15 protein-coding genes are annotated in these 18440 nt (G+C 67.5%); 6 read left to right on the forward strand and 9 right to left on the reverse strand.

Features of this window, described 5'->3' with window-relative positions; genetic code table 11:
• Nucleotide 1: 1 nt before the first annotated feature.
• The 7 genes from OU994_RS31265 to OU994_RS31295 form a co-directional block, all read right to left on the reverse strand.
• Nucleotides 2-4765 carry an NAD-glutamate dehydrogenase domain-containing protein gene (locus OU994_RS31265; RefSeq protein WP_281609067.1) on the reverse strand — a complete coding sequence of 1588 codons (4764 nt, stop codon included), beginning with the start codon at nucleotides 4763-4765 and terminating at the stop codon, nucleotides 2-4.
• Nucleotides 4766-4904: 139 nt separating this feature from the next.
• Complete coding sequence (astB, locus tag OU994_RS31270; RefSeq protein WP_281609068.1) at nucleotides 4905-6245, reverse strand: N-succinylarginine dihydrolase; 1341 nt, start codon at nucleotides 6243-6245, stop codon at nucleotides 4905-4907.
• Between the two features lie 36 nt (nucleotides 6246-6281).
• A complete protein-coding gene (gene astD, locus OU994_RS31275) occupies nucleotides 6282-7769 on the reverse strand; it encodes a succinylglutamate-semialdehyde dehydrogenase (RefSeq protein WP_281609069.1) in 1488 nt (495 codons plus the stop codon).
• An 8-nt stretch (nucleotides 7770-7777) separates the two neighbouring features.
• Nucleotides 7778-8824 carry an arginine N-succinyltransferase gene (gene astA, locus OU994_RS31280; RefSeq protein WP_281609070.1) on the reverse strand — a complete coding sequence of 349 codons (1047 nt, stop codon included), beginning with the start codon at nucleotides 8822-8824 and terminating at the stop codon, nucleotides 7778-7780.
• A gap of 10 nt (nucleotides 8825-8834) precedes the next feature.
• The gene (locus OU994_RS31285; RefSeq protein ID WP_131143548.1) at nucleotides 8835-9866 is read right to left on the reverse strand and encodes an arginine N-succinyltransferase; all 1032 of its coding nucleotides are present in this window, start codon (nucleotides 9864-9866) and stop codon (nucleotides 8835-8837) included.
• A 138-nt stretch (nucleotides 9867-10004) separates the two neighbouring features.
• A complete protein-coding gene (astC, locus tag OU994_RS31290) occupies nucleotides 10005-11249 on the reverse strand; it encodes an acetylornithine/succinylornithine family transaminase (RefSeq protein WP_281609071.1) in 1245 nt (414 codons plus the stop codon).
• 233 nt (nucleotides 11250-11482) lie between these two features.
• The gene (locus OU994_RS31295) at nucleotides 11483-12424 is read right to left on the reverse strand and encodes a GlxA family transcriptional regulator (protein ID WP_131148805.1); all 942 of its coding nucleotides are present in this window, start codon (nucleotides 12422-12424) and stop codon (nucleotides 11483-11485) included.
• Between the two features lie 98 nt (nucleotides 12425-12522).
• Between OU994_RS31295 and OU994_RS31300 the strand changes: the two genes are divergently transcribed.
• The 4 genes from OU994_RS31300 (at nucleotide 12523) to OU994_RS31315 (ending at nucleotide 15286) form a co-directional block, all read left to right on the forward strand.
• Nucleotides 12523-12969 carry a MarR family winged helix-turn-helix transcriptional regulator gene (locus tag OU994_RS31300; protein ID WP_131148804.1) on the forward strand — a complete coding sequence of 149 codons (447 nt, stop codon included), beginning with the start codon at nucleotides 12523-12525 and terminating at the stop codon, nucleotides 12967-12969.
• A 10-nt stretch (nucleotides 12970-12979) separates the two neighbouring features.
• A complete protein-coding gene (locus OU994_RS31305; protein ID WP_281611765.1) occupies nucleotides 12980-13264 on the forward strand; it encodes a hypothetical protein in 285 nt (94 codons plus the stop codon).
• Between the two features lie 145 nt (nucleotides 13265-13409).
• On the forward strand, nucleotides 13410-14258 hold the full coding sequence (locus OU994_RS31310; RefSeq protein ID WP_281609072.1) for an HDOD domain-containing protein: 849 nt from the start codon (nucleotides 13410-13412) through the stop codon (nucleotides 14256-14258).
• A 113-nt stretch (nucleotides 14259-14371) separates the two neighbouring features.
• Entirely contained in the window at nucleotides 14372-15286 is a 915-nt protein-coding gene (locus OU994_RS31315; RefSeq protein ID WP_281609073.1) for an alpha/beta hydrolase, read from the forward strand.
• Here OU994_RS31315 and OU994_RS31320 read toward each other — a convergent pair.
• Together OU994_RS31320 and OU994_RS31325 are read right to left on the reverse strand one after the other, a co-directional pair.
• The gene (locus OU994_RS31320) at nucleotides 15243-15479 is read right to left on the reverse strand and encodes a hypothetical protein (protein WP_281609074.1); all 237 of its coding nucleotides are present in this window, start codon (nucleotides 15477-15479) and stop codon (nucleotides 15243-15245) included. The two genes, OU994_RS31315 and OU994_RS31320, sit on opposite strands and share 44 nt — an antisense overlap.
• 200 nt (nucleotides 15480-15679) lie before the next feature.
• Complete coding sequence (locus OU994_RS31325) at nucleotides 15680-16378, reverse strand: YafY family protein (protein ID WP_281609075.1); 699 nt, start codon at nucleotides 16376-16378, stop codon at nucleotides 15680-15682.
• A 189-nt stretch (nucleotides 16379-16567) separates the two neighbouring features.
• Between OU994_RS31325 and OU994_RS31330 the strand changes: the two genes are divergently transcribed.
• Both OU994_RS31330 and OU994_RS31335 read left to right on the forward strand, forming a co-directional pair.
• Nucleotides 16568-17596 carry a LacI family DNA-binding transcriptional regulator gene (locus OU994_RS31330; RefSeq protein WP_131148800.1) on the forward strand — a complete coding sequence of 343 codons (1029 nt, stop codon included), beginning with the start codon at nucleotides 16568-16570 and terminating at the stop codon, nucleotides 17594-17596.
• A gap of 274 nt (nucleotides 17597-17870) precedes the next feature.
• Nucleotides 17871-18368: a gluconokinase gene (locus tag OU994_RS31335; protein ID WP_281611766.1), complete on the forward strand. Its 498-nt coding sequence runs from the start codon at nucleotides 17871-17873 to the stop codon at nucleotides 18366-18368.
• The last annotated feature ends 72 nt before the right edge of the window (nucleotides 18369-18440 follow it).

Here is an 18440-nt window from a genome sequence, read left to right on the forward strand (position 1 = left end):
GTCACGCCGCCTTCTGCATGCCGTAACCGCCGGTGTTGACCGCTTCGGACAAGGTCCAGACATCCAGCATCGCCTGTTCCAGGTCGGCCGGTGCGCTGAACACCGGCAGGTTCAGCGACGCGATCACGGCATCGACCGCGCCGCTGCCGTGGCCTGCGGCGCGGGCCAGCACCTGTGCCAGCAAGCGCTGCTGCGTGCGCCGCAACGCCTGCTGCGCATAGCTGCGCAACTGCTCCTGCGAGCGGCTGGTGGCCGGCAGGTGCAGGCCGCGCTCCAGCGCATCGATGCCCGCCTTCGCGCGCAGCGTGGTACCCAGCGCCAGGAACGCCGGCAAGTCCATGCCATCCGGCCGCTGCACCGACAGTGCCGCGAACAGGAAGGCCGACACGCCTTCGATGCCTTCCAGCGCCCTCCATGCCTCGGCGAACCCCGGCTTCAGGTCCGGCACCGCATCGGCCTCGGTGGCCGTGCCGGCCGGCGCGAGGCGGCCGGCCATGCCCGGTTCGGCGAACAGGCGGGACAGTTCGTCGATGCCGCCGCTGCCCTGCAACTGGTCCTTCGGCACCGCCAGCACGCCTTCCAGCACGGCGCGCAGCGCCGAACGGCTGCGCGCATCGACGGCCATCGCCACTTCGCGCGGCACGGCCAGCGCATCGGCATCGAGCGTATCGAATACCGGGTTCAGGTTCAGCGCCGACCATGCCTTGCCCCACGCCAGGATCACGTCCGTCTCGGCCACGCCATGGTCGTGCGCCAGGTTGCGGATCATCAGCGGGCCGCAGCGGTTCACCACCTCGTTGGCCAGCACGGTGGCCAGGATCGCGTTGGCCAGCGGGTGCGCCAGCGGCGAACGGGTGGCCACCAGCAGCTCGGGGAAGTACGGCCGCAGCACGGCTTCGGCCCAGCTTTCCCCGGTCAGCGGCAGCACGCCCAGCAGGCGCTTGTAGCGGTTCTTCACATTGGCGATGACGACGGCCAGTTCCGGTGTCGTCAGGCCGCGGTTATCGCCTTTGCGGCGTGCCAGCTCGGCCACCGACGGCAGCATCTCCAGCTCGCGCGACAGCGCGCCCTCTTCTTCCAGGCTGGCGATCAGCGCCGCATAGCCCTTCTGCACCGTGACATCCGATTGCGCCTGCAGCTCGCGCACCAGCAGGCGTGTCTGCTGCGTGTTGTCGCGCAGGACCAGGCGCACGATATCGTCCGTCATGTCGTTCAGCGTGCGGTTGCGCTGTTCTTCCGTCAGCAGGCCGGCATTGACTTCCACGTCGAGCCAGATCTTCGCGTTCACTTCATGGTCCGAGCAATCCACGCCGGCCGAGTTGTCGATCGCATCGGTGAAGATGCGCCCGCCCGCCAGCGCGAACTCGATGCGGCCGGCCTGCGTGGCGCCCAGGTTGCCGCCCTCGCCCACCACCTTGCAGCGCAATTCGCCGCCATTGACGCGCAGCTGGTCGTTGGCGCGGTCCTTCACCTGCGCATTGGTTTCGGTGGAGGCCTTGATGTAGGTGCCGATGCCGCCGTTGTAGAACAGGTCCACCGGTGCCAGCAGGATGCGGTGCATCAGTTCCTCGGGCGTGAGCGAGGTTTCGGCGATCTGCAGGGCTTCGCGCACCTGCTGCGACAGCTCGATCGTGCGCAGCGAGCGGGCATACACGCCGCCGCCCTCGGAGATCAGGCTCTTGTCGTAATCCTCCCACGAGGAGCGGGGCAGCGCGAACATGCGCTGGCGCTCGGCGAACGAGCGGCCGGTGTCCGGGTTCGGGTCGAGGAAGATGTGGCGATGGTCGAACGCGGCCAGCAGGCGGATCTTGTCCGACAACAGCATGCCGTTGCCGAACACGTCGCCCGACATGTCGCCCACCCCGACCACGGTGAACGGGGTGGTGGCCATGTCGTGGCCCATCTCGTAGAAGTGGCGCTTGACAGCTTCGAACGCGCCCTTCGCCGTGATGCCCAGCTTCTTGTGGTCGTAGCCGTTCGAGCCGCCCGAGGCGAACGCATCGCCCAGCCAGAAACCGCGTTCCACGGCGATGCCGTTGGCGATGTCGGAGAACGAGGCCGTGCCCTTGTCGGCGGCCACCACCAGGTAGGGGTCGTCGTCATCGTAGCGCACGGTATCGGCCGGCGGCACGATCTTGCCCAGCACGCGGTTGTCCGTCACTTCCAGCAGGCTGGCGATGAACATGCGGTACACGGCCTCGCCCTCGGCCGCCACGACTTCGCGCGGCGCGCCGGCCGGCATCTGCTTGCACACGAAGCCGCCCTTGGCACCGGCCGGCACGATCACGGCGTTCTTCACCATCTGCGCCTTCACCAGGCCCAGCACCTCGGTGCGGTAATCCTCCATCCGGTCCGACCAGCGCAGGCCGCCGCGCGCCACCGGGCCGCCGCGCAGGTGCACGCCTTCGAAGCGGCGCGAGAACACGTAGATCTCGCGGTACGGTTTCGGCTCGGGCAGGAAGGCCAGGCGGCCCGTGTCGAACTTGAAGATGACCTTGTCGCGCACGTCCAGCACGTCCGGGTTCTGCAGCTCCGGGCTGGGCTGGAAGTAGTTGGTGCGCACGGTGGCCAGGATCAGGTCGATCAGCGCGGCCAGGATCACTTCCAGGTCGGCATGGTTCACCTGCGGCACGCGGGCCTTCAGCGCCACCAGCTGCTCGCGGGCCGCCGCGCGCTCTTCCTCGCCGCGCCGCGGATCGAAGCGGTGCTCGAACGCGTCGACGATCTCCTTCACCAGGGCAGGCTGGCGGCGCAGGCTTTCGGCGATGTAGCGCACCGAGAACTGCGTGCCGGTCTGGCGCCAGTAGCTCATGTAGGCGCGTACCAGCTGTACCTGGCGCGGATTCAGGCCGCCTTCGACCACCAGGCCGTTCAGGCGGCCATCCTCGATGTCGTCGTTGAACAGCGCGGCGAACAGGTCCTCGGCCACGGCGGCCACCCCTGGCCGCGCCAGCTTCTCGGCCGAAGTGGCATCCACCGCCAGGCTGGTCACGTAGTGGCGCTGGCCGTTGGCCGTCCGGATCGTGTGCGCGCGTTCCCGCTCGATCAGCACGCCGGCGTTGTGCAGCGCGGGCAGGATCGACGACAGCGTCGGCGTCTTGTCCAGCGTGTAGATGCGGATCGTGGCGGGATTGGCCGCCGACGCCAGCTCGATGCGCACCGTGGCGCGGTTCGAGGCGCCGTTGCGCAGGATCGTGTCCAGGTCGTGGAAGGCCACCGCCGGCGGCGTGGCGGCGACGTAGTCGACCGGCAGCGTGGCGCACAGGCGGCGCAAGTCATTGCGCAGGTATTCGTCCGGCACCGCGTCGGCCAGCTCGGAGAAACCTTCGTGCCAGCCATCCAGGATCGACAGCAGCGGGCGCTGCACGTCGCTTTCCAGGTCCAGCGGATAGCGCGCCGCGTGTGCGATCAGGTACAGGCGCGCCAGCGGGCCGTCGGCCACCAGCGTCTGCGAACTCACGTGCGCGGCGCCCGAACTGTCCTGCAGCGCGCGCGACAGGGCCTGCGCAACGCTGGCGCTGTAGCGTTCGCGGGGCAGGTAGACCAGCACGTTCAGGTGGCGCGCATAGACGTCGCGCCGCGCGAACACTTTCGTGCGCGGCTGCTTGTACAGCGAGACCACGGCGCTGCACACTTCGGCCAGCCATTCGGGGTCCGCTTCCAGCGCCTCGGTGCGCGGCAGCGATTCCAGGATCTCGATGAATTTCTCGGCGCGGAAGCCTTCCTGCCGCAGGTTGGCGATCTTCAGCACCTGGGCGATGCGGCCGCGCGCGAACGGCAGGCGTGCCAGCGGCGTGAGCAGCGCGGCACGCGTGAACAGGCCGATGAAGCAGTGTTCGCCGAGCACGTTGCCGCCGGCGTCGGCGGCGCGCACGCCGATGAAGTCCAGCTGCTGGTCGCGGTGCAGCGTGCCGCCCACGTCGGCCTTGACGATCGACAGGATGTGGCCACGGCGGTTCAGCGTATCGAGGTCGCCGGGGATGTTGGCCAGGCAGGTGCCATACACGGGGTGCGCGGTATCCTGCAGCACGCCGATGCGGCTGGGCAGGTCGCGTTCCAGTTCGTGCGTGCCCGGCTTTACGTGGTAGTAGGCATAGCCGTGTACCTCGAAGCCTTCGTCGCGCGCCCAGTGCAGGAAGGCGGCCGCCTCGGCGCCTTCGTCGCCCTGCGCCTGCACGGAATCGGCGACGGTGGTGAAGCGGTTCTTCATCGTCGGCAGGTCGCGCTTGACGACGGCGGCGTCGCGCGCCACCGTTTCGATGCCCTCCTGCAGCTCGCGCAGCGGCGCGTCGGCCAGTTCCTCGGCCAGCAGGCACAGCACGTAGGACTCCAGGTGCGCGGCCGAATCGCCGGCCGCCGTCACGGCGCCAGCGGCATCGCGGGTGACCGGCAGCACGGCATTGAGCACGCCGTTGACCTGCACCTTCTGGCGGCGCAGCACCATCACGATGGAGTCGACCAGGTACGGCATGTCGTCGTTCAGGATCAGCAGCGCCGTGGCGTTGCCGCCGCGGCCATCCGCATACCGCAGGGTGGCGATCTGCGCGCCTGGCCCGGTGCGGCGGGCCGCTGCGGTGAAGCCTTCCACCAGCACCGGCGCGAGGCTGGCGGGCAGCGTGTCGGCCAGGTCTTCATCGTCCAGGGACTTCAGCCAGAGCGCGATCAGCGCGCCGACGGGGGCATTGCCCGCCGCATGGTCCATGGCCCCGGACGTGTTCACGAGTTCCAGCGTTTCACTACGCAGTTGCTGCGGCATCTTTGTCATCTGCTTCTCCAGTTATTCCAGTGTGCGTGATGGGTACTGCGCGCCGGCTCGTGGCTGGCGCATGTGCAATGGGGCCGAGGATCGCTCAGCCCCACTCTTCATTCAATCTGCCAAACTCAATAGAGGCGTCATGTGATGTCTAGCTCAGATCATACAACCCCGGCAAGCCGAGCAGGCGCTCCAGTTCCTCCAGTGCGGCGGCGATCTCGATCGCCAGCGCGGGGTCGGCCAGGTCTTGCGGCGCGAGTTGGTCGCGGTAGTGCCGGTCGACCCACGCCACCAGCGTGTGGTACAGCTCCTCCGTCATGACCACGCCGCCGTGCATCGCGGCCGCTTCCTCGTCCGTCAGCGCCACGCGCAGGCGCAGGCACGCCGGCCCGCCGCCGTTGCGCATGCTCTGGCGCAGGTCGAAGTGCACCAGCTCGTCGATCGGGCCGCCGCTGGCCACCAGGCCTGCCAGGTACTTCGACACGGCGGGGTTTTCCTCGCATTCGCGGGGGATCACCAGGGCCATCCTGCCGTCCGGCTTGGACAGCAGCTGGCTGTTGAACAGGTAGCTCTGCACCGCGTCGGCCACCGGCACCTGGCCGGTCTCGACGCGGATCGGGCGCAGTTCGGCATCGACACCATCCAGCGCCTGGCGCAGCTTGAGCAGCGCGCCCTGCTCGTCGGCGAAGGCTTGCTCGTGGTAGAACAGCACGTCGGCATTGCCGACCGCGATCACGTCGTTGTGGAACACGCCCTGGTCGATCACGGCCGGGTTCTGCTGCACGTAGACCGTGCGCGCTTCCCGCAGCCCGTGCAGCCGCGCCACCGCTTCCGACGCTTCCAGCGTCTGCCGGGCCGGGTAGCGTGTCGGCGCCGGCGCGGCGGGGTCGAATTCGACGCGGCCGTAGACGAACAGTTCGATGGCGTCCGCGCCATGCTCGCGGCACAGGCGCGTGTGGTTGGCCGCGCCCTCGTCGCCGAACGCCGGCGTGGCCGGCAGCGCATCGTGCACGGCGAAATGGCGCTCGTCACGGAAGATCGCGCGCAGCGTGCGGCCCGACTGCACATGCTCGTGCGAGCGGTGCAGCTTGTTGTTCAGGTTGGCCGGCGTGAAGTGCACGCGGCCGTCCAGCGTGTCGCGCGACGGGCTCACGGTGGCCGCGTTGGCCGTCCACATCGGCGATGCCGAATACGCGCTGGCCAGCAGCACCGGCGCTTCCTTGTACGCCCGCGCCAGCACGTCCGCATCGCTGCCGGTGAAGCCCACGCTGCGCAGCAGCCGGAAGTTCGGCCGCGCCTGTGGGGGAAGCACACCCTGCGCGAAGCCGCGCGCGGCCAGCGCACGCATCTTGGCCAGGCCCTGCAGGGCGGCCTGCTTCGGGTTCGAGGCGCTCTTTACGTTGTTGAACGAGGCCACGTTGCCGAACGACAGGCCGGCATAGTTGTGCGACGGGCCGACCAGGCCGTCGAAGTTGAATTCACGCGTGCTCATGGTTCTTTCCCGATTGGTTCTTTCCCCACTTTTTACTCAGAACGCCAGGCCGGGCGACAGCTTGGCGGGCATTTCCAGTGCGCCGTTCTCGATCGAGGCGACCGGGTAGGCGCAGTAATCGGCCGCGTAGTAGGCGCTGGGGCGGTGGTTGCCGGACTTGCCGACCCCGCCGAACGGCGCCGTGCTGGCCGCGCCGGTGGTCGGGCGGTTCCAGTTGACGATGCCGGCGCGGGCGCGCCGCTGGAAGGTCTTCCACAGCGCTTCCTCGTTCGACAGCAGGCCGGCGGCCAGGCCGAATTCGGTGTTGTTGGCGATGCGCAGCGCCTGGTCGAAATCGTCCGTGCGGTACACCTGCAGCAGGGGGCCGAACCATTCCTCGTCCGGGATGCCCTGCGCGTCGGTGACGTCGACGATGCCGGCGGATACGAAGCCGGTGTCCGGCTTGAGCTGCTTCATTTCCAGCAGCAGCTTGCCGCCCTTGCCTACCATGTCATGCTGCGCCTGCACCAGTTTCTCGGCGACAGCGGCCGACACCACGGGGCCCATGAACGGCTGCGGCTCGGCGTGCGATTCGCCCACCTGGATCTTTGCCGCCACCTCGACCAGCCGGCGCAGGAACGCGTCGCCCTGCTCGCCCTTCTGCACCACGAGGCGGCGCGCGCAGGTGCAGCGCTGGCCGGCCGAGATGAAGGCCGACTGGATCGCCATGAACACGGCGGCGTCGATGTCCTGCACATTCCAGACCACCAGCGGGTTGTTGCCGCCCATTTCCAGCGCCAGCAGCTTGCCCGGCTGGCCGCCGAACTGGCGGTGCAGCGCGGCGCCGGTCTGGCTGCTGCCGGTGAACAGCACGCCGTCGATGTCGGCGTTCTGGCCGAGCGCCACGCCGGTATCGCGGCCGCCGTTGACCAGGTTGATGACGCCGGCCGGCACGCCGGCCTGCTCCCACAGTTCCACGGTCTTCATCGCGGTGCGCGGCGCGTATTCGCTGGGCTTGAACACCACGGTGTTCCCGGCGATCAGGGCCGGCACGATGTGACCGTTCGGCAGGTGGCCGGGGAAGTTGTACGGGCCGAACACGCCGAACACGCCATGCGGGCGGTGGCGCAGCACGGCTTCGCCATCGGCCACCTTGTTGTGCACCTCGCCGGTACGGGCGTTGTAGGCCTGGACCGAGATATCGACCTTGTTCGCCATCGTCGTCACTTCGGTGCGCGCTTCCCACATCGGCTTGCCCACTTCCTGCGCGATCAGTTCGGCCAGCGCCTCGTTGTTTTCCTTCAGCAGGTCGCGAAAGCGCGTGGCGATGGCGATGCGCTCTTCCAGCGGCCGCTCGGCCCAGGGCTCGAACGCGGCGCGGGCGGCACTGCAGGCGGCGGCCACGTCCTGCGGCGCGGCGGACTTGCCGCGCCACGTTTCGTTGCCGGTGGCCGGATCGACGGTGATCAGTTCGGCGCCGCTGCCGGCTTGCCAGCGGCCGGCGATGAAGTTGGAGAGCTGGGTGGACGAGGCGTGTTCGGTCATGGTCTTCCTCACTGGTTTTTCTTGACGTTCAGGGGCAGCGTGCGCACGGTGGCGCCGGTGCCGCAATGCAGCAGCTTCTGTTCGGCGGACGACAGGTCGATGCTGCCGTTGACGTTGACCGCCTCGGTGATGATCATCCGGAAGTCGCGCAGCGTGGTGTTCGATACCAGCGTGGGCTCGGTGTTGGCCGGCGCGCAGGCGTGCACCATGTCGTCGTCCGGCGCGATGACGGCCAGCTCGCTGTCGCGCAGCGCGCGCAGTTCCGACACGCGCGCCTGCAGCACCGGGCCGGCGTCGAAGATGTCGACATAGCCTTCGTAGTGCAGGCCTTCCTGTTCCAGCAGGCGGCGCGCCGGCGCGGTGGACTTGTGCACGGCGCCGACGACATCCTGCGCATCCTGCGGCAGGTAGGCGATATACAGCGGCTGGCGCGGCATCAGTTCGGCGATGAACGATTTCTTGCCCAGCGCGGTCAGGTCGTCCACGTGGTGGAAATCCATCTTGAAGAAATGCCGTCCCAGGCCTTCGTAGAACGGCGAGCTGCCATCGTCGGCCTGATAGCCGCGCATCTCGGCGATGATCTTTTCCGTGAACAGGTGCGGGAACTGGGCGATGAACAGGAAGCGGCTTTTCGACAGCAGCTTGCCGTTGTGGCCCACCCGGTAGTCCGGGTGCAGGAACAGCGAGCACAGTTCGGAAGATCCCGTCAGGTCGTTCGACAGGTACAGCGTTTCCATCTTCGTGAACACGTTCAGCTCGCGGCTCGAATGCACCAGCGTGCCGATCCGGTAGTTGTAGAACGGTTCGGTCAGGCCGACGGCGCCCTTGATCGCGCAGACACCGGCCAGCCGGCGGTTCGCGGTGTCTTCCATCACGAACAGGTAGTCGCGCTCTTCCGGCGGGATGGTTTCGGCAAACGAGGCGCACGCGGTGGCCAGGCGGTCGCCCAGCATCTTCATGTCGGGCTTCAGCGTGGTCATGCCGGTGCCGACCTGGCTGGCCAGGTCGAACAGGCCGTCGAGGTCGCCCTCGTGGATGGCGCGTACAACAAGCATGGGTCTCTCCTCAGATGCGTACGCAGGTCACGCTGTCGCCCTCGGCGACGCGCAGGATGTCCTGGATCTCGGGCGACAGCGCCACGGCGTCGCAGCCTTCCAGGTCCGGGCAGGGAATCGCCACGGCGCGGAATGCCGCGCTGTCGTCATTCGACACCGCGTAGTTGAACAGCGGGCCTTCCCTGGTGCGGGCCACGCCGGTGCGCACGCGCAGCTTCTGCGAACTGGTGAAGGTGCGCAGCGCATGCTTGTGGGCCTGCAGGATCGGGCCGCCGTCGAAGATGTCGATGTATTCGTCGGCCTCGAAGCCTTCGGCCGTGAGCAGGTTGAAAGCCAGCTCGCCGGAAGGATGGATCTGGCCCATCGCGGCTTGCGCATCGCCCGGCAGCAGCGGCACGTACACGGGGTAGTGCGGCATCAGCTCGACGATGAGCGTGCGGTTGCGCGCCCCGCCGATGACGCGCTCGGCGTCGAGGAAATCCATCTTGAAGAACTTGCGGCCCACCGCGTTCCAGAACGGCGACTGGCCATCGTCGTCGGTCACGCCGGCCAATGGCACGAAGAAGCGGTCGCCGAAGCGCCGCGGGTGCTGCGCCGCATACAGCAGGCGGGAGCGGGACAGCAGCGCCGCCTCAGGGCCCTTCTGCACTTCCGGCGCAACGTAGAACGACGACAGGTGCGAGTAAGCGGTCAGTTCCGAGCACAGGGTCAGCGCGTGGACACTGTGGCAGATGTTCAGGTCGCGCGAGACCTGCTGGATCACATCGTTGCGGAATGAAAAATAGGTGCCGTTCGAACCGGCCGAGGCGAAGATGGCGGCGGTGCCGCAGATGCGGCGCTCTTCCACCGATTCCAGCACGAACAGGTACGATTCCTCGCTGGGGATGTCGACTTGCGCCGCCATCGATGCCAGCGATCGCTCGACGGCCATGACGATCTTGTCGCGGCTGCGGGGCAGCGTGTGCAATCCGGGGATTGTCACCGCGGCCAGCGATTCGAGCGCGGGGATATCCGCGGTTTCCACCGGTCGGACAACGTACATAGGCACTCCTGGTTTGAATGAAAACGCCGGCACGGTGCATGATCGGCAAATGAGCGGAAATGCACCGCGCCGGCGGCATGGACGACACCGTGAAAAACGGGCTTGCGCCCGCGGAGCTGGTACTGCCGTGCCGCTGTCTTACTTCGCGGCCAGCAGCTTGTCCACGCCCTTGCGCATCAGCGCGATCGCTTCGTCGATCTGCGCGTCGGTGACGATCAGCGCCGGCGCCATGCGCACGACATCCGGGCCGGCGATCAGCACCATCAGGCCTTCGGCCTCGACGGCGCGCTGGATATCCTTCGAGCGGCCCTTGAATTCCTCGCTGACGACGAGGCCCAGCAGCAGGCCGGCGCCGCGCACGGTGGTGAACACCTGCGGGTAGTCGCGGATCAGTTCTTCCAGCTTGCCGATCAGGTACAGGCTGGCTTCCTTCACGCGTGCCAGGAAGGCCGGCTGGTTGATGGTTTCCAGCACCGTCAGCGCCACCGTGGCGGCCAGCGGGTTGCCACCGTACGTGGTGCCGTGCGTGCCGACCGACAGGTTCTTCGCCAGCTCTTCCGTGGTCAGCATCGCGGCGACCGGGAAGCCGTTGCCCAGCGCTTTCGCGGAGGTCAGCACGTCCGGCGTCACGCCATAGCCCATGTAGGCGAACAGCGAGCCGGTACGGCCCATGCCACACTGTACTTCGTCGAAGATCAGCAGGGCGCCGGTCTTGTCGCACAGCGCGCGCAGCTCCTGCAGGTATTCCGGGTTGCCCGGCATCACGCCGCCCTCGCCCTGCACCGGCTCGACGATCACCGCGCACACGTCGTCGCCGATGGCGGCGCGGGCCGCTTCGATGTCGTTGTACGGAATGTGGTCGATCGACGGCGGCAGCGGCTCGAAGCCTTCGGTGTACTTCGGCTGGCCGCCGACGGACACGGTGAACAGCGTGCGGCCGTGGAACGAGTTCAGGCACGACACGATGCGCGACTTGTGCTCGCCGAACCTGGTGTGCGCGTGCTTGCGGGCCAGCTTCAGCGCCGCCTCGTTGGCTTCGGCGCCGGAATTGCAGAAGAACGCGCGGTCGGCGAAGGTGGCTTCCGTGATCGCCAGGCCAAGGCGCAGCACCGGCTCGTTGGTGTAGCCGTTGCCCAGGTGCCAGACGGTGTTGGCCTGGCGGGTCAGCGCCTCGACCACGACCGGGTTGCAGTGGCCCAGCGCCGCGACGGCGATGCCGGAGGTGAAGTCCAGGTAGCGCTTGCCTTCCTGGTCCCACAGGTCCAGGCCCGATGCTCGCACCGGTACCATCTGCGCCGGTGCGTACGTTGGCACCAGGACTTCGTCATAAGTCTGCCGGGTGACAGGGCGAGTGGTAACAGTCGAATCAAGCTTGGCGTTCATTGGCATTCCCCAGGAAAAGAAGAGGTACGGCCGCGGCAAGTCCACGGTAAGTACGCATTTTAAAAGCGGCGATGCTAAAACTCTTTTGAAGATGCGACAAGAATTTTTCTTTTTATATGGTGTCGGACACGGTTCTGGGTGCCTGGTGTCGAAGCCGGCCACACGGCAGCATCGCGCGACAACCGGTGTCAGACACTTTTCCCAAGGGGAAAAATGTCTGACACCAATGCCTCTCACGCGGCGGCGAGTTTTCTCTGCCGCTCTTCGCGCGGGGTATTGCCGAACAGGGTGCCGAACGCGGTGGAAAAGTGCGAGCCGGACGAGAAGCCGCACATCAGCCCCACCTGCACGATGGAGTGGTTGGTTTCCAGCAGCAATTGCCGGGCGCGCTGCAGCCGCAGTTCCAGGTAATAGCGCGATGGCAGGCTGCCCAGGTATTGCTTGAACAGGCGTTCGAGCTGGCGGCGCGACAGGCCGACCAGGTTGGCGATGTCGTCGGTCGACAGCGGTTCCTCGATGTTCGCTTCCATCAACGTCACCGCTTCGGACAATTTCGGCTGCAGCACGCCGAAGCGGGCCTGCAGGGCCACGCGCTGCCGTTCGTCGGCGCTGCGCACGCGGTCGATGCACAGCGCTTCCTTGACGGCGGCACAGGTGCCGCTGCCGAGCAGGTGCTCGATCAAGGTGAGTGCGAAGTCGATGCTGGCCGCGCCGCCGCAGCAGGTAACGTGCCGGCCATCGCATTCGAACAGGTGCGGCGTGAGGATGGCCTGCTCGGCGATCTCGCCGGTATCGCCGTACAGGGCCCAGGGCAGCGCGATGCGCACGCCGGTGGCGTGGCCCGCCGCGGCCAGCCACAGCACGGCGGCGCCGACACCGCCCCAGGTTTCCGCGCTGCGGCAGCGCTCGAGCACCGCGTGCAGCAGCCGGGCGGGCAGCGCCGCCTGCTGCTCGTCCGCGACCAGCAGCGCAACGTGCCACCCGGCGGCACCGGCGGCGGCCACGGCTTCCGGTGTGCGGACATCGAGCACGAATGCCTCGCCCAGCAGGCGCTGCGCCAGCCGCAAGGGCTGGACCAGGCCGGACCAGGTCAGGCTTTCGGCATCGCCGGCATTCACGAGCAGCATGCGCAGCGGCCGTTCGCGGCCGAGCCGGGCGAGGTTAGCGAAGGACATCGGACATGCGGGTGCCAGCGGGTCGAGGGAGACGGAAGACTGCTATGGTAACAGCTCGGGCGCGGGCGCCGGCGGCGGGCGCCCGCTATAATCCGCCCATGGGTGAACGTTATCTGAAAAGTATCCGGCTGCTGGCGGAATGCATGCAGGCCTTCGAGCGCCTGTCCGGCCGCCACGTGCGCGAGAATGGCCTGACGCACGCCCAGTTCGACATCATCGCCACGCTGGGCAACACGCCCGGCATGTCGTACAAGGAGCTGGGCGAGCGCACGCTGATCACGAAAGGCACGCTGACCGGGGTCATCGAACGCCTGGAACAGAAAGGCCTGGTGGCGCGCGAGCGCAGCATGCTCGATGCGCGCAGCTGGTTCATCCGGCTCACGCCGCGCGGCGACCAGACGTTCCAGGACGTGTTCCCCCGCGTGACCTCGCGCGGCGGCGCGGTGTTCGCCCATTACACGGAGGCCGATTACGCGGAACTGGAACGGGTGCTGGCGCGCCTGAAATCCGTGATCGATGCCTCTCCCGAATCCACTCCATCCTGAAAAGACGATGCTGAAAACTACCCTGATCGACGGCTTCACGCCGGCCAAGTTCGACAAAGAGATCGCCGGCAACCTGTTGCTGGAAACCGCCACCGAGGACGAAGTGCGCGCACAGAAATTCCTGATCGGCGTGCGCAACGAGGATGGCGACATCTACCGCCTGATCGGCGCCACCAAGCACAACAGCTTCACCAATGCCGTCGAGGAACTGGAAGACCTGGAACTGACGGATGAGCTGGCGGACATGGACGGCACCACCCACGAAGGTTGCGACGCCATCTTCCGCCAGGAGTAAGGACAGCCGTCCAGGCGCGGTGCGGCGGGTGGAACGCTGCCCGCGAAGGCCTGGCGCGGCGCTTCCACGCAACACCCCGCCGCGGCGCCACCTGCCCACGTGATTTCTTATTTCCACATGGCAATATTGTGGGTATAATTTTTCGATGGACAGAATCGAAGCCTTCAACACGATCGCAGCCCAGGCCGGCCGCGGCGAGCTCGCTTTCCCCGCCAGCGTGGATGCTTCCATCAGGCTCCAGCAGGCACTCGTCGATCCCGACTGCCATGTGGACACCGCCGCGCGCCTGATCGGCGCCGATCCGCTGCTGGCCGCGCGCACCGTGGCCATCGCCAATTCCGTGGCATTCAACCGTTCCGGCACGCCGATTTCCAGCGTGCGCGCGGCCGTGCACCGGCTGGGCGTGCGCACCCTGCAATCGCTGGTGGCGGCCCTGATCGTGCGCCAGCTGGGCAGTGCGCAGCCCGACGCCGGCCTGCGCGCGAAGGCCGATCGCCTGTGGGCGCACACGGCGCACGTGGCCGCGCTGGCCCAGGTGATCGCCCGCCGCGTCACGCACGTGGATCCGGACACGGCACTGTTCGCCGGCATCGTCCACGAGGTGGGCGCGTTCTACCTGCTGTCGCGCGCGGCCGACTTCCCGGGACTGGTGGACGGCATGGTGGAAGAAGCGCCGGACGACTGGATCGCGCATGGCGAAACGACGATCGGCCGTTCCGTGTTCGGCGCGCTGATGGTGCCGGAACACGTGGTGCGCGCCATCGAGGCCATGTGGACCGGCATGCGCGCGCTGCCGCCGGAAACGCTGGGCGACACGCTGCTGCTGGCCGACGACCTGGCACCCGCCCCCTCGCCGATGCATGCGCGGCCCGGCGCGACGACGCCGCAGGCGGCCCGCACCATCGACTTCTCCGTCGGCGACGGCACGCTGCAGGCGATCCTCGACGAGTCGCGCGTCGAAGTGCAATCGCTGCATGCGGTGCTGATGCTGTAGATGCTGTAATCCGCGGCATGCCCCGGATGATGCTGTCGCCCCGCGGCACGGCCCCCTGATCCCGCATTCCGGCGAATTTCGGCGATAATCGGTTTTTTTGCCTTGCCGACAACATGAAGAACCTTCTCCGCGCGCTCGCCGCCGCGTGCTGCTTCGTGGCCGGCGGCGCGCTGGCCCAGGGCGCCTCGATCGCGCTCGAGGGCGCGCCGTATGTGCTGGAAGGAACCGAGGTGCGCACCGTGCGCGCCCGCGAACTGCAGCGCGATTACCAGATCTATGTGAGCCTGCCACCGTCGTATGCCCGCTCCGGGCGCAGCTACCCGGTGGTGTTCGTGACGGACGCTCCTTACGCCTTTCCCCTGACGCGGGCGATCGCCAGCCGGGCCGGCCGCAAGGGGCGCGCGATCGGCGAATTCATCCTGGTGGGCCTCTCCTACGCGAACGGCGATACGCCGGAATACAGCCGCCGCCGCGACTACACGCCAGGCCCGCCCGACGATCCCGACGTGCGCTCCGACATGCCGGGCCGCGAACCGAAGTTCGGCGAGGCGGCCGCGTTCGCCCGCTTCATCGCCAACGACGTGTTCCCGTTCGTGGCGAAGCACTACCGCGCCGACATGCACCGCAAGACCTTCATCGGCCATTCATATGGTTCGCTGCTGGGCCTGGAAATGCTGTTCGGCGAACGGGCGATGTTCGAGAACTATGTGCTGGGCAGCCCGTCGCTGTGGTTCGGCCGGCGCATGATGTTCGAGCGCGAGAAGGCCGTCGCGGCCAGCCGCAGGGATATCCGCGCCAACGTGCTGCTGGCCGTGGGCGAGTACGAAGCGATCCGGCCGGGGCCGCGCTTCAACAAGCGCGAAGACCTGGTGCGCGACATGCGCGCCTTCAAGGCGGCGCTGAAGTCGCGCAATTACCCGGGCCTGAAGGTCGATGCCGACGTGATTCCCGAGGAAGACCATCTCACCGTGGGCCCCGCTGTCATCACGCGCGGCCTGCGCTGGGCGCTGCCGGGCAGCGAAGAGTAGCATCGGTACCGGCGGCGGCCCAGGCATCGAGCCGCCGCCGGCGGTAACGGTTGAACAGGCGGTCCGGGCCGGCGCCATCGGCTGCTTCCCAGCCGGCTGCCTGGCGTGGCTCCGCCTTCGCATCGGTCTCCCGCTCCGCCGCCTCGTGACGCAGTTGCGGCCGCCCCAGCAAAATCTCGTACCTGTCGTTCATCCCCGGCTCCTGTTGCGCGGCGCACCGATGCGCGGGACAAAAAAAATGCCCGCTCGAAAGCGGGCCAAGTCCAAAACTAGGGATGTCCTGAAAGAGACAGTTCCATAGTACTAGTCGGGCCGGCCGCTCTCTGTGCGCCAGTTCACATAACGTACATATTCGTTGGGAAGTATCTTAGCCACGGCCGCTGTCAGTTTTTGTCAGGAGTCGTCGCGGATGCCGTGCTCGGCGCGCCAGTCGCGGATCAGGGCATGGCGCGGCGTGGGATAGCGCTCGGCCAGGGTGGTGGCGTCGCGGATGCGGTCGATGCGGAAATGGCGTTGCGCGGCGCGCAGCTCGCACCAGGCTGCCAGCAGCCGCCGGCCATCCAGGAAGGCCAGCGCGAACGGCCATACGGTACGCTCGGAAGCGCGGCCCTGTTCGTCGCTGTAGCTGATGCGCAGCTTGTGCTGGCGGCGGATCGCTTCGCGGGCCGGGCGCACGAAGGCGTCGTGCTCCGGCGCCGCCGGCGCCAGCGCCAGCGGCACCCACAGGCTGGTTTCCGCCATTTCGTCGCGCAAGTCCTTCGGCGTGGCGGTGGCGATCTTGGCCAGTGCGCTGGCGGCCGCGGCGGCAAGCGCCGCGTCCCCCTGCCGCCGCACCCAGCGCGCGCCCAGGACCAGCGCTTCCAGTTCATCGGCATCGAACATCAGCGGCGGCAGGAAGAAGCCGCTTTTCAGCAGGTAGCCCACGCCGGCGGCGCCCTGGATCGGCGCGCCCAGTTCGGCCAGCGCGGCGATGTCGCGGTAGATCGTGCGCTCGGAAACGCCCAGCCGTTCGGCCAGTACGCCCGCCGTGACAGGATGGCGATTGCCGCGCAGCGCATCCATCAGCTGGAACATCCGGCCAGTGCGGCTCATGCGGTTCTCCGTGTCAAAGCGGCAAGCTTAGCACGCCCCGGTGGCCCGCTGGAGGCCGCATCGGTCATACTACGGGGGTATCGACAGCGCAGCTTCGATTGACAGTGGTTCACGATCTATGGATAAATCCAGCCCAACAACACCATAAACAAAGTAGGATTCCAAGGGTCCTCAAGAGCCCCTCCAGATATGAGCAAATCCCCTTCTACCCGCAGCCGCGCCAGCGGCCGCGTCACGCTGAGCGACGTGGCGGCCCGTGCCGGCGTGGCGCCGATGACGGCCTCGCGCGCGATCAACCAGCCCGACCTGGTCTCTTCGCTGCTGCGCCAGCGTGTCGAGCAGGCCGTGCAGGAACTCGGCTATGTGCCGAACCGCGCCGCCCGCGCCCTCGCCTCGGCGCAATCGAACGTCATCGTGGTGCTCGTGCCCTCGCTGTCGAATACCGTGTTCACCGCCGTCCTGCAGGGGATCCAGGATGCGCTCGATGACGACAACTACCAGCTCCTGATCGGCAACACCCGCTATTCCGACGCCGAGGAGGAAAAGCTGCTCAACGTTTACATGCAGTCGAACCCGGACGGTATCCTGCTGTCCGGCCTGACGCACAGTCCGCGCGTGCAGCAGATGCTGGAAACCTCGCGCGTGCCGGTGGTGTCGATGATGGACCTGTCGTCCGATCCGGACTTGTTGTGCGTGGGCTTTTCGCAGGTGGAGGCGGGCCAGGCGATGACGCGCTACCTGATCGGCAAGGGCAAGAAACGCATCGGCTTCATCGGCGCCCAGCTCGACGAACGCACGCTGCGCCGCGCCGAAGGCTACCGCAAGGCGATGGCCGACGCCGGCCTGGCCGACTCGCGCCTGGAAATCATGGTGCCCGATCCTTCGACGATCGCGCTGGGCGCCGAACTGCTGGGCCGCATGCTGGCCCAGGTGCCCGACTGCGACGCCATCTTCTGCTGCAACGACGACCTCGCGCACGGCGCCATCTACCAGTGCCAGCGCCGCGGCATCGAAGTGCCCGGGCAGCTGGCCATCTGCGGGTTCAACGACCTGCCGGCATCGGCGTGGATGAAGCCGGCGCTGACCACGGTCGGCACGCCGCGCTACAAGATCGGCTTCGAAGCCGCCACCATGCTGCGCGCCGCGATCCGCGGCGAACGGCCCGCCCAGGCGCACCTCGATCTCGGCTTCACGCTGATGGCGCGCGAAAGCGCGTGACGCAGCCAATGGCGGTAGCGCCCTGGTGTCGGACACCGGTTTTTGCAGGAACGGCATGCATCGCCGAAAACCCGTGTCCGACACCAGGAAGCCGGTGACCGACACGGTAACGCAAGCGCTGCCGACGCATCAAATTCCGTTAACTGAACAGCGTCAGGGTAGCTGCCCGATTCGTCCTTGCCTGAGTCCTGGCAGTCGCCACGGTTGAACAATGCGGCCACGTGCAGTAAAATGAAAAATTATGTTAGCGCTATCAGAGGGCGAGATGAGTGAGATGGATGCCCCGCGCTGGGTGGTGATGGGTGTGGCCGGTTGCGGCAAGAGTTCGGTGGGAGCGGCGCTGGCGGAGCGGCTGGGCGTGCGCTATGTGGAGGGTGACAGGTACCACTCGCCGGAAAACGTGGCGAAGATGAGCGCGGGCGTACCGCTGACGGATGGCGACCGCCTGCACTGGCTGGCCAGCCTGCAGGGCGAGATCCGCGAGGCGGCGCAGCGCGGCGAAGGCATCGTGGTGGGCTGTTCGGCGCTGAAGCGCCGCTACCGCGACGTGCTGCGCGAGGGCGTGCGGGGACTGCATTTCGCCCACCTGGACGGCACGCGCGAGCTGATCGCCGAACGGATGAATGCGCGCGTGGGCCACTACATGCCGCTGTCGCTGCTGGACAGCCAGTTCGCCGCGCTGGAACCGCTGCAGCCGGACGAAGCGGGCATCGTGCTCGATATCCGCGAGGATGTGCCGCGGCTGGTCAGCCGCATCGCGCCGGCAGCCTGATTCCAGCCTGATTCCAGCCTGATTCCAGCCTGATCCCAGCCTGCTTCAGGCCATCTTCAAGCCTGATTCGAA

Source organism: Pseudoduganella sp. SL102 (assembly GCF_027856995.1).
Classification (GTDB): Bacteria; Pseudomonadota; Gammaproteobacteria; order Burkholderiales; family Burkholderiaceae_D; genus Rugamonas; species Rugamonas albidiflava.